General features: G+C 43.2%; 13 protein-coding genes. 2 read left to right on the top strand and 11 right to left on the bottom strand.

What is annotated here, in order from left to right; genetic code table 11:
- Positions 1-297: 297 nt before the first annotated feature.
- The gene (locus tag DWW23_RS21800) at positions 298-1,314 is read right to left on the bottom strand and encodes an isoaspartyl peptidase/L-asparaginase family protein (RefSeq protein ID WP_122356154.1); all 1,017 of its coding nucleotides are present in this window, start codon (positions 1,312-1,314) and stop codon (positions 298-300) included.
- Positions 1,315-1,395: 81 nt separating this feature from the next.
- Here DWW23_RS21800 and DWW23_RS21795 point away from each other — a divergent pair, with 81 nt between their 5' ends.
- On the top strand, positions 1,396-2,223 hold the full coding sequence (locus tag DWW23_RS21795; protein ID WP_122356152.1) for an SDR family oxidoreductase: 828 nt from the start codon (positions 1,396-1,398) through the stop codon (positions 2,221-2,223).
- Positions 2,224-2,307: 84 nt separating this feature from the next.
- Here the strand turns inward: DWW23_RS21795 and DWW23_RS21790 are convergent, their stop codons facing one another.
- The 5 genes from DWW23_RS21790 to DWW23_RS21770 form a co-directional block, all read right to left on the bottom strand.
- On the bottom strand, positions 2,308-4,524 hold the full coding sequence (locus DWW23_RS21790) for a GH92 family glycosyl hydrolase (RefSeq protein ID WP_122356150.1): 2,217 nt from the start codon (positions 4,522-4,524) through the stop codon (positions 2,308-2,310).
- An 82-nt stretch (positions 4,525-4,606) separates the two neighbouring features.
- Entirely contained in the window at positions 4,607-4,753 is a 147-nt protein-coding gene (locus DWW23_RS21785) for a DUF86 domain-containing protein (protein ID WP_255419621.1), read from the bottom strand.
- Positions 4,753-5,046, bottom strand: coding sequence for a nucleotidyltransferase family protein (locus DWW23_RS21780; protein WP_122356146.1), 294 nt, complete (start codon positions 5,044-5,046; stop codon positions 4,753-4,755). Before DWW23_RS21780 ends, DWW23_RS21785 begins: the two co-directional genes overlap by 1 nt.
- 144 nt (positions 5,047-5,190) lie before the next feature.
- Entirely contained in the window at positions 5,191-6,063 is an 873-nt protein-coding gene (gene tatC, locus DWW23_RS21775; protein ID WP_122356144.1) for a twin-arginine translocase subunit TatC, read from the bottom strand.
- Positions 6,064-6,066: 3 nt separating this feature from the next.
- Positions 6,067-6,261 (bottom strand): twin-arginine translocase TatA/TatE family subunit, encoded by a 195-nt coding sequence (locus DWW23_RS21770; protein WP_007652767.1) that lies wholly within the window; start codon positions 6,259-6,261, stop codon positions 6,067-6,069.
- 140 nt (positions 6,262-6,401) lie between these two features.
- On the opposite strand from DWW23_RS21770, the gene fabD reads away from it, so the two are divergent.
- Complete coding sequence (gene fabD / locus DWW23_RS21765) at positions 6,402-7,283, top strand: ACP S-malonyltransferase (RefSeq protein WP_122356142.1); 882 nt, start codon at positions 6,402-6,404, stop codon at positions 7,281-7,283.
- A 101-nt stretch (positions 7,284-7,384) separates the two neighbouring features.
- Here the strand turns inward: fabD and DWW23_RS21760 are convergent, their stop codons facing one another.
- The 5 genes from DWW23_RS21760 to DWW23_RS21740 form a co-directional block, all read right to left on the bottom strand.
- Complete coding sequence (locus DWW23_RS21760) at positions 7,385-8,743, bottom strand: FAD-dependent oxidoreductase (protein ID WP_122356140.1); 1,359 nt, start codon at positions 8,741-8,743, stop codon at positions 7,385-7,387.
- A 19-nt stretch (positions 8,744-8,762) separates the two neighbouring features.
- Positions 8,763-10,208 (bottom strand): RagB/SusD family nutrient uptake outer membrane protein, encoded by a 1,446-nt coding sequence (locus tag DWW23_RS21755; RefSeq protein WP_199664172.1) that lies wholly within the window; start codon positions 10,206-10,208, stop codon positions 8,763-8,765.
- A 37-nt stretch (positions 10,209-10,245) separates the two neighbouring features.
- Positions 10,246-13,437 (bottom strand): TonB-dependent receptor, encoded by a 3,192-nt coding sequence (locus DWW23_RS21750; RefSeq protein WP_199664170.1) that lies wholly within the window; start codon positions 13,435-13,437, stop codon positions 10,246-10,248.
- 208 nt (positions 13,438-13,645) lie between these two features.
- Positions 13,646-14,638, bottom strand: a complete 993-nt coding sequence (locus DWW23_RS21745; protein WP_122356134.1) for a FecR family protein — start codon at positions 14,636-14,638, stop codon at positions 13,646-13,648.
- A 66-nt stretch (positions 14,639-14,704) separates the two neighbouring features.
- Entirely contained in the window at positions 14,705-15,253 is a 549-nt protein-coding gene (locus DWW23_RS21740) for an RNA polymerase sigma-70 factor (RefSeq protein WP_122356132.1), read from the bottom strand.
- Between the last annotated feature and the right edge of the window lie 312 nt (positions 15,254-15,565).

The following is a 15,565-nucleotide window of genomic DNA, read 5'->3' as shown; positions in this document are numbered from 1 at the left end:
TGATTGCCGACACTGCCTGTTAAAACAGAAAGTACCGTTATAGTATATAATTATCAGTATCGGCAATCCTAAGAGGAAGCAGAGCTTCCTGGGAAAGGCCTAAGCGGGTGAACGTCCGCGAAGGGGGAAGACGAAGCGGTAAAAAAAATCCGTTGTCTGAGCGCAGCGAGTTTCGGATTTTTGAGCGTAGTCTTTCGCCGAAGCAGTGAAGCCGGTTAAGCCTTGATCTTTTGACTACTTTTCCATCAAGGGAAAAGTAGTTCAATTATTTCTATCTTCGAGCGCGAAGCCTAATTCTCAATTTTCAATTGAAAAAGAGCGGTTCGGAATGACCATATTCTTTCCGATACCGACCTTTTTCTCTACCGCCGTTTTTCCTTTTTCCTTATACAGATAGCCGCGGAACATTCCGGTCGTATTGAACGGCATAGCGATATTCCCGTTTTTATCGACAGCAATAAGGCCACCTTCTCCCGCATTCGCATTCAGTTCCGTATGGATAATATAATCTGCCGCCTGTCCGACAGGTTCCTTCAAATATTTATAGCGTGCACAAAGATTAAAAGCGACCGCATGACGGATAAAATACTCTCCGTGTCCGGTACAGGACACAGCACAACTGTTATTATCGGCATACGTACCTGCCCCGATAACAGGCGAATCACCGATACGTCCCCATTGCTTTTTGAACATTCCTCCTGTACTGGTCCCTGCTGTCAGATTTCCTTGTTTATCCAAAACGACACAACCGACAGTACCGTTCTTCCGGCTTTCCTCTTTCAACTTCTCGATCCATTCCATTGTCTTCGGAGTAGCAAAATACATATTATCCACCTGTTCCAGCCCCCGGCTGGCAGCAAAAGCATCTGCCCCGGCTCCCGACAGCATAACATGCGGTGTCTGCGTTTTAACGGCATAAGCAGCATCGATCGGATTTTTAACTGTCTTTACCCCGGCTACGGCTCCGGCTGAGAGATCCTTCCCTTCCATGATGGCAGCATCGAGCTCAAATGTGCCTTCAGCAGTACATGTGGCACCTTTACCGGCATTGAATAAAGGATTGTTTTCAAAATAATTGATTACCGCCATAACAGCCTGCGGACCTTCCCCACCGGCAGAAAGGATACGGTCGCCAATGGTCAGGGCCGAATCGAGAGCCGCATAATATTGGGCGGAACGTTCCGGATCTTTTTCCAGCTTATCGATAACTCCTGCACCACCATGCACTACAATCACATATTCACGTTCCTGCGCCTGCAAACTAATGGCTCCACAGAATAACAAAATAATCAGGTAAGATAAATTTCTAAACATCTCGTACAATAGATTAAATGATAGTGACGGCAAAAATACAAAATACCTATCTTTACATCCATAAAACAGTACAATATAATAATGAAAAGAACAAACCCGTCAGGATCACGGCAAGTAATCCTGATCACCGGAGCATCTTCCGGTATTGGAAAAGCCACAGCCAACTTACTCGTACAACAAGGTTACACTGTCTACGGGACCAGCAGGAAAGCATCTGAAAGCACCAACGGCGTCCGGATGTTAACGATGGACGTAACCCAACCCGCTTCCATCCAACAGGTGGTGGAGCAAATACTTTCCGAACAGGGACGGATCGACATTCTGATCAATAATGCCGGACTCGGTATCAGTGGGGCTCTCGAACTGGAAACAGACGAAGAAATCGGCAAACAGATGGATACAAACTTCATGGGAGTGGTGCGTATGTGCAAGGCTGTCATCCCGATCATGCGTAAAGAGCGGAAAGGTTTTATCATTAATATCAGTTCAATCGGAGGACTCATTGCCGTCCCTTTCCAGGGTTTCTATTCCGCATCCAAATTTGCTGTTGAAGGATATAGCGAGGCGCTGCAACATGAAATCCGTCCGTTCGGGATACGGGTATGCCTGGTCGAACCCGGAGACTTCTACACCAATTTCACGGCAAACCGCGGCATATCATCCGCAACGCTCGACAATCCGGATTACCGGGAAGTTTTCGGCCGCGTCATAAATGCCTTTGAAAAGATGGAGAAGAACGGAGCGCATCCCGACAAACTGGCGCATGCCATTCTCCGTCTGATCCGAAGTTCGCGTCCACCCTTCCGTTGTAAAACAGGTCCTATCGAACAGGTTCTCTTTGCCTGTTGTAAAAGCTGGTTACCTGAAAAATTCGTTCATTGGGTGGTAAGAACCGGCTACCGGCTGTAATCTGCACACCCGGATCATCATCCCATAAAACAACAGTCCCCGGATCATATGGTCCGGGGACTGTGTTCTTTATATAAAAGACATTTATTTCTTATACCAAACAGGTCCGGGTTGGTTACCCATTTCAAACTCAAGTGTCGCTCCACTCATGATCTGTTCGTGGGTGATGTAACTCTTATCATAGGGCTGTCCATTCAGTTTAACCGATTGGATATAAATATTCTCAGCACTGACACCCGGAGCCAGGATTGAAAACACCTTCCCATCCGACAGATTCATCTTCACTTCCGGGAATAAAGGTGTTCCGATCTCATACTGGCCGCTCACCGGGTCTACCGGATAGAAGCCCATCGCACTGAATACAAACCAGGCAGACATCTGTCCGCAATCTTCATTTCCACAGATACCGTCCGGCGCATTCAGATACAGGTCGTGTAATACCTGAGCTACATATTTCTGCGTCTTCCAGGGCTGGTCTACCTTGTTATAGAGATAGATCACATGGTGGCTCGGCTCGTTGCCATGCGCATACTGTCCGATCATTCCGGTACTGAAAATAGGCAGATCCTCTTTTGCATCCGGTGCATAAGTGAACATGCTGTCGAGCTTTTCCGTGAAACGTTCCTTGCTTCCGAGCAGGCCGATCAGTCCGTCCAGATCCTGCGGCACATACCAGAAATACTGCCAGGCGTTACTTTCACAAATATCTTCCGTATAATCCTTGGCATCGAACGGAGTGACAAAGTTGCCTTTTTCATCCCTCGGCTGCATAAAGGTAGTTTCCTTATTATAGACATTCCGGTAGTTTTGCGAACGTTTGTAAAACTCATCGGCAATTTCCTTCTTTCCCATTTTTTCAGCCATACGGGCGATGCAATAGTCGTCATAAGCATATTCGAGCGTCTTTGACAACGACCAGTTTTCCCATTTCTCCGGATCACTGAATGCCGGTACATAGCCTAATTTCTTATATAATCCGATACCACGGTAATCGTCCCGGTTCGCCGTCGCTATACAAGCCTGCAATGCCTTTTCCGCATTAAAATTACCGATCCCTTTCAGATAAGCATCCACGATAACAGGTACCGCATGGTAACCGATCATCATATTTGTTTCATGTCCGTACAGATTCCACAAAGGAAGTGCACCGTTCTGGTCAAAGAAATTCAGGAAGCCCTGAACCATATCGTTTACCCGTTTCGGGTCTGTATATGTATAAAGGGGATGGGCAGCGCGGAAAGTATCCCACAAAGAGAAAGTGGAGTAATTGTCACCGCCATTTGTCTTATGTATCTGGTTATCCGGTCCGTAATAAGAACCATCCACATCACTGAAAATCGTCGGAGCGATCATGGTATGATACATAGCCGTATAAAACTTAACCAGGTCGTCCGTATTGTTTCCGTTCACTTCGATCTTCGACAGTTCCTTATTCCAACGGGCAACAGCCTCCTGATGATACCGGTCGAAATCATTGAGAGGAACTTCAGCCTGCAAATTCCTGGCCGCTCCCTCCATACTGACACCGGAGATAGCCGTATTCACCAGAATCTCTTCATCTTTTTCCGTATTAAAATCAAAACGGGCGACATAAGCCGTACCGATACGTCCTTTATCTTTGGTTACGATAGCGGTCGTATCCATATGATACCCGGCGAAAGGTTTAGAGAAACGGGTCTGAAAATAGACATGCTGGTCGGGCGACCATCCCTGTGAGAAACGATATCCGCGGATCGTCACCGAGTCTACTACCTCTATATAAGAATCGAGTGTAAAGTCCCAGTTCATCGCTTTTTTCAGATTCAGGAAGACAGAGGCTTCCGCCTTCGGGAAAGTGTAGCGCTGGATACCGCATCGTTCGGTTGCCGTCAGTTCCACATTGATATTATAGTCTTTCAGCAATACCCGGTAGTAACCGGCAGAGGCAGCCTCGTCATTATGAGAGAAGGTAGAGTAAATACCCAACGGCGCTTCCGCTTCTTTATACGGACGGGTCACCGGCATAAAAGAGATATCGTACAGATCGCCGGCTCCTGTACCGGAAAGATGTGTATGGCTGAAACCGGCAATTGTCGTGTCGGGATAAAAATAACCGGAGATACGGTCCCACCCCGGTAATCCGTTATCAGGACTTAACTGCACCATCCCGAAAGGAGCCTGTGCTCCCGGATAAGTATTTCCGGTAAAATCCGTACCGATCATCGGATTTACATACTGCGCATAATCAACCTCCTGTTGTTTCTCAGGCGTGCAGGCCACCAAAGCCAGCAAGGAGACCGCCAATAAAGAGAAGTGCCTCATTGTTTATAAATTTGTTCAGACGTTTACAAATATAAGAATGATCTCCAAAAGAAGATACTAAATTGAACTAAATCAATATAAATTAAATTTCTTGCTTTATTTTCTTTACTACAGAAAGCAATGGCTCCAATTCATTTTCCAAAACCCACCATACTTCTTCCGCATCTATATCAAAATAATGATGAGCGATCACATCCCTGAATCCCATCACTTTTTTCCAGTTCTTTATTATACATAAATTCCTTCTTTTTCAATCTGTTGACGCAAATACGGATTCATACGTTCACGGTAACGGACAATATCTACGGAATGTTTGAACATCCTCTCCAATTCTTCTTTCAAATCCATTAATAAGAAAGGATTAGGAGTTTCAGTCTCCACACAAATATCCAAATCACTCCCTTCGTGATTTTCACCGCGGGCAACAGAACCGAAAAGCCGGATAGAACGTACCCCGAACTTTTGCATGAGTTGCTGTTTGCATGCAGATAACTGACGTATATAATCTTCTCTTTTCATCATAGAAAATGAACTTTACATTTACAAATGTAAGACGATTTGAACTAAGAAACAAATTTTCAAGCATATAATGAAATCGGGCATGAATTCACAGATAATACTGTGTATTCATGCCCGATTAAACTAATTTCCAATGTCTATGGTTTATTAACCTTCATTTTCCTTTTCGTTATCCTCTTCGTCTTCTTCATCCGGTTCCTCTACCGGGGGCTTCCTTACGAAGAATGCACTTAATTCGTACAATCCGTATAACGGGAAGAATACGACACTCAATGTAAACGGATCGCTACTCGGCGTAATGAATGCTGCTGCAACAAGCAATCCGACAATAGCATGCCGTCTGTACTTATGGAAAAATCCTCTGTGCAACAGTCCCAGCTTCGACAGCAACCACGATACCAACGGCATTTCAAAAACAATTCCCATTACAAAGATCAGCATAAGGAAGTTATCCATATACGAATCCAGAGAGACTTGTTCTGTAATATTAGCGCTCAATTGATACGTTGCCAGGAAACGGAGTGTCATCGGGAATACCATAAAATAACCTACGGCACATCCCATGAAAAACATAATCGTTCCGAAAAAGAATACCCACCTGATATTTTTCTTTTCGTTGTCATACAGAGCCGGACTGATGAATCTCCATACCTCATACATCAGATAAGGGAAAGTCAATACAAGGGCCAGCCAGAATGAGGTGGTCATGTGGGTGAAGAACTGGGAAGCCAGCTTGATATTTACGATATCTACATGAAAAGTATCATTACAGAAATCCGGTAAAACATCAAACCAAGGACTTATATCGATAAGCCACTTGTTCAATTCACATAACCAACGGTAAAGAATAAAATCAGCATAGCAGGGAGCCATAATGACGTGATCGAAAAGGTCACGCATAAAGGCAAAACTACCGATAGCAAAAACAAAGAGCGCTAGAATAGAACGGAATAAAGTCCAACGAAGTTCTTCCAGGTGGTCCCAGAATGACATTTCATTTTGTTCCAACTCTTCTTCCATTTCCTACTTCTTATCGTTGTCGTCCAGCTTAATGTCGTCTTCTAAACCTTTTACACCGTCTTTAAAGTTTTTCACTCCTTTACCGATACCTTTCATCAGTTCCGGAATTTTTTTACCACCGAAAAGTAACAACACAACAATGGCGATAATCACAATTTCGCCTGTACCTAAATTTCCTAAAAATAGTAATTCGTTCATGATATTATAATAATTAGTCGTTAATATTCGCCTTTTATATGGGGCAAAGATACTATTTGTAACGAATAGTCACTCCATTATTCTAAATTTATTACCTTTGCACCGTCTTAAAAAACTGAAATTAGAAAAAGATTAGAAAGATGAAAGCTTATGTATTTCCCGGTCAGGGTGCACAGTTTGTCGGAATGGGAAAAGACCTTTACGATAACAATCCCCTTGCAAAAGAGATGTTTGAGAAAGCAAACGAAATTCTCGGTTTCCGCATCACAGACCTTATGTTCGCAGGAACAGACGAAGATCTGAGACAAACAAAGGTTACGCAACCTGCCATATTCTTACACTCGGTTATTCTCGCCAAAACACTAGGCGACCAGTTTAAACCGGATATGACAGCCGGTCACTCCCTGGGTGAGTTCTCTGCCCTCGTTGCAGCCGGAGCCTTGTCATTTGAAGATGGTCTGGTATTGGTATCCAAACGTGCCATGGCTATGCAGAAAGCTTGCGAAGCCACTCCTTCCACCATGGCAGCCGTTCTGGCTTTGCCGGACGCAACAGTTGAAGAAATCTGTGCAAGTATAAAAGATGAAGTAGTTGTTTGTGCAAACTACAACTGCCCGGGCCAGCTGGTTATCTCCGGTTCAATTCCCGGAATCGATGCTGCCTGCGAAAAGATGCTGGCTGCCGGAGCTAAACGTGCGTTGAAGCTGAAAGTAGGCGGTGCATTCCATTCTCCGCTGATGGAACCGGCACGTACCGAACTGGCTGCTGCCATCGAAGCTACTCCGATCCATACACCGGCTTGCCCTGTTTATCAGAATGTAAGTACGAAAGGTGAAACTGATCCGGAAACGATCAAGGCTAACCTGATCGCTCAGCTGACAGCTCCTGTTCGCTGGACTCAGAGTGTTCAGAACATGATCGCTGACGGTGCCGACCATTTCATCGAATTAGGTCCGGGTGCTGTTCTTCAGGGATTGGTTAAGAAAATCAATAAAGAAATGACAACAGAAGGCATGCAATAAGCAGCAAATCCATACATGTAAAAAGGTTGGCAAGAAATATTGCCAACCTTTTTCGTTTCAAATAAAACTTCTCCCATCGTTACAAATTCATTTTATTTAGTTCATGTTGAAGAAGGGACTATCCCTCCATGTTTCCGAATCAGAGCTTTCAATTCCGTAAGTGATAAATCAGCCGGAGTCTTATTCGAATGACAAGCCAATGCAGCCGCAGCACCGGCAGCCTGGCCCATCCCCATACAAGAGGCCTGTACCCGCAGGGCAGAATTGGCCAACCGATCACTACTGACACAGCGTCCGGCAACTAAAAAATGACGAATGTTTTTAGGTATTAAAGCACGCAATGGCACAGTAGCAACTATTCCTTCTTCCAAATGACTTGGTGAAACCCCATGCGTAACATGCAAATCTATAGGATAATAGGAATAAGAAAGGGAATCTTCAAAAATCCGTCCCGCTACATAATCCTGATGAGAAATTTGATATAAGCCATCTATCCGATAAGTTTCACGAATAGCTATTTCCGTTTGCATCTTTTTTATACGTACATTCCCGCATCCTGGCAATGTACGCACAAAACGAAGTGCCCTCAATAAAGAGGTGCGTCCCTCAATATTTGCCTGCGTATGTAATTCGGAAGTTGAAGAATCGGCATTCAATACATGCTGAGTAGCCAAACCTCCTTTCACTGTCAATAAACCTCTTATACCGTTATAAGCATCTGTTTTCAATAAAACTCCATTTTTCAAAGCTTCATCATATCGTTTGGAAAGAACCCCAAAATCTAAAGAGGATAAATCATAGCCTTCTAATTCAAATATTAAAGATCCCGGTTGAATTTCCTCTTCTCTTAACCGTTGACATCCGGCCAAAGCTGCAACAGAAGCATTCCCTGTTGCATCGATTATTTGCTTACAGTTTATACAGGTACAAGTACCCTTTCCGGATACCTCGACGTTCCATCCTGAATCCAGTGGTGTTATACGAACCGGAGTTTCATAATACCGGATAGAAACTCCGTCCTGTATACATTTTTCTTCCGCCAATATTGCATACAAAAAAGGATTTAATAAAATCTGGTGTTTCGGATGACTTTTTCCGAAAGGTTTAGTAAAATCCGGCAGCACGTCGTCATTCATTTTAACAGCTTCCGTCACAAGTTCCCAGCCTATTCCACCTATAATCTGTTTTCCCCAGGCATAAAACAATCCGGGAAAACAAACACCGCCCGTCGTCATTGTCCCACCAAGCTGACTCCCACTTTCCAATAAAATTGTTTTACATCCGGCTCGACTAGCCTGAATCGCAGCGATAACACCAGCAGTACCTCCTCCTACAACTAAAACATCCGTATTTATACAAGATGATTTAATCTGCCTGCTTACATTCTCCGCTTCCAAAGTTGTCATTAAACCAGTCGCCGGGATTATTCCCAGCGACTTGATCATTGTACGTCTATCCATACTCTCAATGTCAAAAACATTAATACCCCGGATTCTGATCCCGACTTGGATCGATAGCCGTATTATAATTAATTTCATCCACAGGAAATGGCCATAAGAAACTTATCTCGTCAACATCATAACCTTTTTCCGCTTTAATAACCTGTTGAGCTTTTCCGGTCCTTTTCAGTTCTAACCATCGCTTTCCTTCCAGCTGGAATTCATATCCACGTTCTTTAATCACCAGATCCCGAAATTTATCAGCCGAAGCATAATCTGCCAGTTTGTAATCTACTTCGGAAGCGACTAACGGATCATAACCATAAGCCCGTCGGCGGATTTGATTGACAGCCTCCATAGCTTCAACCGTTGCATTCCCCTTTTCCATCGCTAAAGCTTCCGCATAAATAAGCAACAGATCAGAATAACCATACACCGGATCATCATTAGCACCTCCATTCTGGCTAATAGCCCCTTTATCGATAAATTTTGCACTCACGTAAGTATTATCGCCTAATCCGAAATCTGCATGGCTCCATAACTGTCGGCGCAAGTCCCCTTCGTCCCAGTTCCGAAACGCTTCGGTATCCGATTTCATATACAAAACATAAGCACCACCGAACGGAAAGCCTCCGGTCGAAGCATGGTTTGTAATCCACAGCAAATAATTAGACTGACCTGCTACGACATTTGAATATTTCAAATAAAAAATCTCTTCAGAAGTGGTTAATAATGCAGGTCCGAATACATTATTCTGAAAATCCTCCTTTGTTTTTACCGGAACAAGCGAATACTGTCGGCTAGCCATCACTTCTTCCGCCTTTGCACGAGCATCTCCATACTTCTCCAAATGCAGATAGACATCAGCAAGCAAAGTCTTGGCAGCCCATTTAGTCGGGCGTCCTATCAGGCCTTGTTTTTCAGGCAGCATACCTTCAGCCAACGACAAATCGTCTATAATCAGTTTATAAACATCATCAATCGTACTTTTAGGTACATCAGTCTCACCCAAATTTTTATCCGTACGTAAAGGCACTCCACCCCAATTGCGCACTATCTGAAAATAAGAAAATGCACGAAGGAAATGAGCCTCGGCAACAAAAACATCTATCGCCGGATCTCCAGCCGGTGATCGTTGAATAACCAAGTTCGCATTCCGGATTGCCAAATAAAACCATTTCCATATGGTCCCGACACGGGTAATATTCGTATCGTTCAGCTTACTATACTCTCCTATCTGCGCCCAGCTACCGCGACCGTAGACACAATCGGACATACATTCCAGCGTAGCCTCATAAACAGCCATACATTCCCCGGCACGCAAGGAGTGGTAAATAGCGTTCGTGGCAGTCTCCACCTCTTCCGGAGTTTTATAAAAATTCTCCACCACCATATTTTTAGGAGATTCCTCCAGGGCATCGCATCCTGTCAGCAACAGGGACGAAAACAGTAAATAACCGATTGTCTGTAATATTATTATTCTCATCTTCATAAATATCTGTCATGTAAATAAATTCATACTGTTAAAAACCGACACGAATACCAAATGTAAAAGATTTGGAAGAAGGATAACTACTGTAGTCAATACCTTGTGATACGGAATTAGCTCCACCATACGTATTCACCTCAGGATCCCACCATGAATATTTGGTAAATGTGAGCAAATTTTGTCCGCTAGCATATACCTGCAAATGACGAATCCAGTTACAATCTAATTTACGTACCGGAACATTATAAGCCAATTGTATATTCTTCAATCGCAGATACGAGCCATTTTCGATGAAACGGTCTGATACGCGAACTTTCGTATTATAACTGATTGCCGGATATTTCGCATTCGTGTTTTCAGTTGTCCAATGATTATTGAATACATCTTTCGGCATATTCAACCCGTACCCATAATCCATTGTGTTGGAAATGGCGCTGGCATTGAACAAATCATTCCCCTGGCTTCCCTGAAAGAACAAATTCAATTCAAAGTTTTTAAAACTCATGTTTGAAGTCAACCCATAGATAAAATCCGGATTCGGATCGCCAATAAATGTTTTATCCTCCTTATTTATCGTACCGTCTTCCTTAAGATCTTTGAAAATGATCTGCCCTTTCTCGTCATAACCATCTTCCACATATCCCCAGAACTGTCCGATAGGATAACCTTCGCGTAAAATATTCGTTTCATCATTAACAATCACTGCATTAACTTTGCCGCCGAAGATATCTTCGCCTCCGTACAATTTCTTCACTTTATTACGGTTGAACGAGATATTTGCATTTACATTCCATTTAAACTCACCGGTCAGGACACGGGCATCAAGAGTCAGTTCAAAACCTTTATTTTGTACCTTTCCAATATTCTGTATCGTATTCACATAACCGGAAGAAGTCGGTAAAAGTACTGAATTCAACAAGTCACGGGTATTTTTAACATAATAGTCGGCAGTCAGATTCAAACGATCCCACAAACCCAGATCCACCCCTATATTGATCTGTTCGGTTGTTTCCCATTTCAAATCGCCCGGCAGACGGCTACCCGGAGCAAAAGAATTATACAACGCATCCCCGAAAATCGTATTCTTATTTTCCAATGTGCTCAACGTTACATACGGATCGATAGCCTGACTACCGGTCAACCCCCAGCTGGCACGCACTTTCAGGTTGGAAATAAATTTATTACTCTTCAGAAAATCTTCATTGGAAGCCCTCCAGGCAACAGCCGCAGAAGGGAAACTACCCCATTTATTATTTTCACTGTAACGAGAAGAACCATCACGACGAATACTGGCCGTTATCAGATATTTGTCATCAAAACTATAATTCACACGTGCCAGATATGACATCAGAACCGATTTTGAGTAGCCGGAAGAAGGAATACCCGGAGTAGATGCTGTCTGTAGTTTATACTCCTCGAACACATCACTTAAAAAACCAGTCCCGGAACCACCGACATTCGTATTTACAAAGTTCTGAAAGGTAAAGCCAGCGACAGCCGAGATATTATTTTTACCAAATCGCTTTGCATAAGTAGCCGTATTTTCACTTAACAAGCTGGTCGACTGGCTTGCCTGCAGTTCCGCATAACCGCTGGAATGCAAATATCCCCTTGTTTTATAGAATCCGCCCAAACCATCATGATTCTCAATACCGCCCATCAATTTCACCGTTAAATCGGAAATCGGAGTGATCAGGAATGAAACATTCGCCAACACATTGTTTGACTTGGAGTGACGACTTTGTTCATTTATAAAATTCAGCGGATTAATCAGATCTGTTGCTAGAAAAGGATATGCCGTAGCTAATTCACGATACTTCCCGTCCTCCGTATAAGGAGTGAGCGTAGGAGGTGCAGAAATAGCTGCCGAAATCATCGAACTACCCCGCGCACCGGCACCACTGTTCTTCACATTCGTTTCATTGCGCGTCAACGTAGAAGAAAAGCTCACACTGAAAATCCGGTTGATTTCATGTTTCAGATTTGTTTGCACGGAATACCGGCGATAATCGCTTCCTTCAATAATACCGTCCTGCCTGAACAGGCTACCGGACAAGGCGAATTGTGTCTTTTCGCTTCCTCCGCTGATGCTCAAACTACCTTTCCAAAGAGGAGCATTCCGGAAGATCAGATCCTGCCAGTCAAAGCCTTTACCGAAACCATTCACCTGTTCCTGTGTAAAAAACTCTTTTCCGGTATCGGTTTTCTGTTGCAGGTTATAAAATTGTGCATATTCCGTCGCGTCCATCATATCCAACTTCTTAATAAGCGACTGGGAGCTATAACTGGTTTCAAACTCCACATGAGTTTTCCCGGCTTTTCCCTGTTTGGTCGTAATCAAAACAACGCCGTTTGCGCCACGCGATCCATAAATAGCAGTAGCCGAGGCATCTTTCAAGATTTCAATACTTTCTATTTCCGAATTATTCAGATTAGACGGCGTACTGGATATAGGGAAACCATCGATTACATAAAGCGGTTCGTTACTACCCTGTATCGAATTAGTACCACGAATACGGACACTCACATCTGCTCCAGGAGCTCCGGTAGACTGTTTTATCTGTGTACCGGCACTTTTCCCGGAAAGCGCTTGCAGTACATTCGTCGTCGGATAAGAGTTGACAACATCCGATTTCACCGAACTGACCGATCCTGTCAGATCACTTTTTTTGACCACGCCATAACCGATAACCACGACTTCATCCAACAATTCCGTATCTTCTTTTATCTGTATGACCAAACTTGTTTTATTTCCGATAGGAATTTCTTTCGAACTATAGCCGACATACGAAACTTTCAGGACAGCATTTTCAGCGACCTCAATCATAAAGTTTCCATTCAAGTCTGTTATAACGCCGTTTGCCGTACCTTTCACTACGACATTTGCGCCGATTACGGGCAACCCCGATTCATCCGTGATCGTTCCGGTTATTTTCTTCTTACTTGGTGATTGCCGTAGCTTTATCAGAATATGCGATCCTTCAAAAGCATACGTATATTCGGTATTACGGAACAATTGCTTCAGGAGTTCATCTACCGTCATTTCTTTTGAAACGGAAGTAACCTGGCGGGAAGTATTGATGACTTCCGCATCATAATCGACAGACATCTTTGTTTGTTCTTCGATTTGCTTAAATGCAGCTTTCAAAGTCAAGTTCTTTCCATTCAACTGAACTTTTTGATTTTGTGCATTTGCCCAAGGGGCAAGAAGTAATAATGCAAGCACAACCCATAGACATGAAAAGATTTTTTTCCTTTCAGATTGCATTAGATAGGTTATTTTCATACTTTTGTGTGTTATATATGAATACTGTTATTAAATTATTGATTAAAATGTTTTCTGATGGTATTCTATGATTTCAAAATACGGGGAGTTGATTTTGCAAGGTCTGTCTCCCCGTCTTTCTTTTCTTATCGTTTTTATCCTCCTATTTTTAGTTAATACTGATTGTTTGTCCTGTTACTGTATATTTGAAGCCATCTATTAAACGGCTTAATATAAGAAGCGCGTCCTCCACCGACTCATCCGGATTGAATTTCACGTAATAGGAACGACCATTATACTTTCCTGCATTATAATTAATCGTTACATCATATTTCCTTTCCAATGCAGCGATCAATTGTTCAAAAGAAGCATTCTCGAAAATCAGGTAACCATCTTTCCATGCAGACATTTGTTTTGCTTCCACACTGTTAATCCGTATCTGATGAGTCTGATGATGGTAAACAAGCTGTTCACCGGATTTCAGGATAGACGATTGCTGTTTTTCCGGCTTCACACCAACCAGGATACTTCCTTCTTCCAGTGTGGTGCTTGTTGTTTGTGAATTGGGATAAGCACACACACTGAAAACAGTACCCAATGCCTGAATATCCAAATGGTTCGTACCGACAATAAAAGGCTTGTCCGGATTTTTAGCGACCTGAAAACGGGCTTCGCCACTCAGATAGATCGTACGCGTGTCGGCTGTAAATTCAGAAGGATAGATAAGCAGGGAACCCGCATTTACCCAAACAATCGACCCGTCAGCAAGAGTAATCTCACGACAATCGCCATAAGGGACGTAGAACTCGACCAGCTTGGGAGAAACCACCTCCACCGTTGGCTGATTCACCAGTTGCGTAACAACCGATGTGGAAACGATAAGTACAACAGCTGCCACATATTTTCCCCAGCGGGAAAAGAGCGAACGACGAACCGGCATTGTATGCTTCCTGCCAATCCGTTCCTGCATTTCCGAAAGGTCTTCCCATGTACGTTCGGTAATAGAAGAAGGACACTTTTCCCACAACTCCCGTATCGTAGCGTCTTTTTCGTCCCGATCTTCCGTCAAACGCAACCAGTAACGAAAGCGAAGTTGCGTCTCTTTCGAGAAACGTTTTCCGAAAAATGACCGGATTATATTTTGTACTTGTTTTGTTTCCATAGAACCTTGCTTTTATTATAGAGAAAGCAAAGAGAGGATCAACACACAGTCGAAAATGAAAAAATTTCAATAAAAAAGCAACAAAACTATTTTTAGCATCCGGCGAAGGTCCGACAATGCAGCGGTAAGATGATTCTCTACTGTCCGTTTACTGATATTCAAATGAGCAGCAATTTCATCGTTATTAAGACCTTCCACACGACTCATACGAAATATCTGTCGACGCTGGGGTGGCATCTGCTCCACCTTCAGGTCGATCAAACCCTTTAATTCCTGTGCAAAAAGCAATTCTTCCGTATCATCTGTCACCAACGGACGGAAGAGTAGCTCCGCATCATATTTCTCACAAACAAGCGAATGGTCATAATAATTGAACAAGGCATTACGCGCCATCTGATAAAGGTAAGACGAAAACGAACGGACTGCCGACAGCTTAACTCGATTTGTCCATAAACTAAAGAAGATATCCTGGGCCATATCGCGTGCTACCTCATCATCATGGACAAAGCCGGCAAAAAAAGCAATCAACTTCGGTTGATAATGTAAAAACAGCCATTCAAAAGCTCCCGAATCTCCTTCACTCAATGCTTTAGCATATTCATTCTCCTTTTCCATATAGCATTAAACTTTCAGGTATTACAAATAAGGATGCGGGCAAAGATAATATTTTATTCCATATCCATCTTTTTCATGCCGTCCAATCTTATATTTATAATCCCCCCTGAACAACGCCCCCAAAACGTTGATATATCCACAAGACCCGGATGCTGTTCTTCAGGGATTGGTTAAGAAAATCAATAAAGGAGCGAGGTCTGATGCCATGAAAAAAACGGCTTCTGCCTTTGAAGTGAATAAAAAATAACTATCTTTGCTTCGTTGCCTGCTAGTAGGCAGCAGACCATTAAAACCATTGACATATGGAAAAGT

It is taken from the genome of Parabacteroides sp. AF14-59, assembly GCF_003479515.1.
Taxonomy (GTDB): domain Bacteria; phylum Bacteroidota; class Bacteroidia; order Bacteroidales; family Tannerellaceae; genus Parabacteroides; species Parabacteroides faecis.
This window is presented reverse-complemented; position numbering and strand designations above follow the sequence as displayed.